The 1,389-nt window shown below is 38.4% G+C and carries 2 protein-coding genes; both read right to left on the reverse strand.

The window, feature by feature from the left end:
• Nucleotides 1-248 precede the first annotated feature (248 nt).
• A complete protein-coding gene (locus KDK15_RS18090; protein WP_257296793.1) occupies nt 249-1,220 on the reverse strand; it encodes a hypothetical protein in 972 nt (323 codons plus the stop codon).
• Nucleotides 1,204-1,389: hypothetical protein (locus KDK15_RS18095; RefSeq protein ID WP_257296794.1), on the reverse strand; the 186-nt coding region annotated here is incomplete at its 5' end. The genes KDK15_RS18095 and KDK15_RS18090, both read right to left, overlap by 17 nt.

Raw genomic sequence — 1,389 nt, forward strand, 5'->3', positions numbered from 1 at the left:
TGTCTTAAGGCTCAAATCTTCATGCTCATCACGGAAGTTAGAAAGCACGATTGGTTTCACATGGATGTGAACGCGCTGACCGTTGGCTATCCCTGCAAGACGGATTCCGTACATATCCCTGTACGGAATGACAACGGAGTAAAGTAATCGGTTTTCTGATTTGAATTCCTTAATGTCTACCCTAAGAAGAGGCTTTAGCCCTTAGTCAACATGCTGGTTACATAGCAGTCTGGAATTCGAAAAGAGCCTCAAAGAATTTTACAGGAAAAGTTCTGTTCTGTGCGTTGTGTACTCGCGGATTTAGGTTTCCATTTAACATTACTGAGTAATGCTTTATCAAGGTAATTTAAACACCAAAGGTTATACCTTTTCAGAGAGTTTTTTTCTTCATAAAAGCGTATGATTTCCGGAAGATCATCAATTGTTGCTTTTGAGTTCAGATTAATATCATCGGGTTCTGAATCTTCTTTCATTGTTTTTAACTCTTCAAAAGATTCATCAAAGATTTGCTCAAAAATAAATCTTGCTTCCTGTGGAGAGATATCCTTCAGGTAATCTTTGTGAAGAACAATAAAATGAGTGTGAATGCCTCCCGCCTCATATTTTGGTTTTAATTTTTGAAAGATTGACTGTTCAATCGGATTCATTATCCCGGAATTAGCGGACTTTATTTTCAGATTCCCGTAGAAATGATGGACAATCCAACAAGGTGTACCAAGTAAAAAACCAATCATATCAGAACTGCAAGGTGTTTCTTTTAATGTTGGGATATATTGAAAAGCAGTTGTATAGAAGTTTTTCTTCAGTTCGTTTACTTTGAATTTTGGTTTCCCGATAACCATAATGTTGGCAGCTCCTTCACCCCGACAATCATCTGTCAGTACTGCATAAATATTTATATGCTTGGAAAGTAATTCCCTGAAGTCCCGGTGTGTAAGAAGTTGTTCATAGCCAGCAATAAGAGTTTTTTCATCTATGGGCCGGTAAAATTTTTTTGTCATGTGGATTGATGGCAAATCGGGCAGGGCCCTGGCAGCCTGTACAGAACCTGATGCAGCTACATCCCCTGCTGTATTACATGATCTGTGAGTAATGGGATTGTTGGTTTCACTCTCCCTTTGCGAAACTTGATTATCAGTATTATCAATTTTTTGATTTTTGCTTTCCTGGTGGGGATTGTAAGTGATTTTTGAAGCATCACCATTATTTACACTGTGCATAGTCTGAAACCACGATTTTTGAAAAAAACACAAGACCCATTCCGTTTAATGGTTCTTGACCTTTTATTTCAATTCTGACCTTTTTTCTAAAATTAAGTTCCCAGAAATGGCGTACTAGGAGGCTGTCCGAGAATAGCGCCCGTAGCGAGGATGGCAGAAAATTGAGGAT

Source organism: Endozoicomonas sp. YOMI1 (genome assembly GCF_024606345.1).
Taxonomy (GTDB): domain Bacteria; phylum Pseudomonadota; class Gammaproteobacteria; order Pseudomonadales; family Endozoicomonadaceae; genus Endozoicomonas.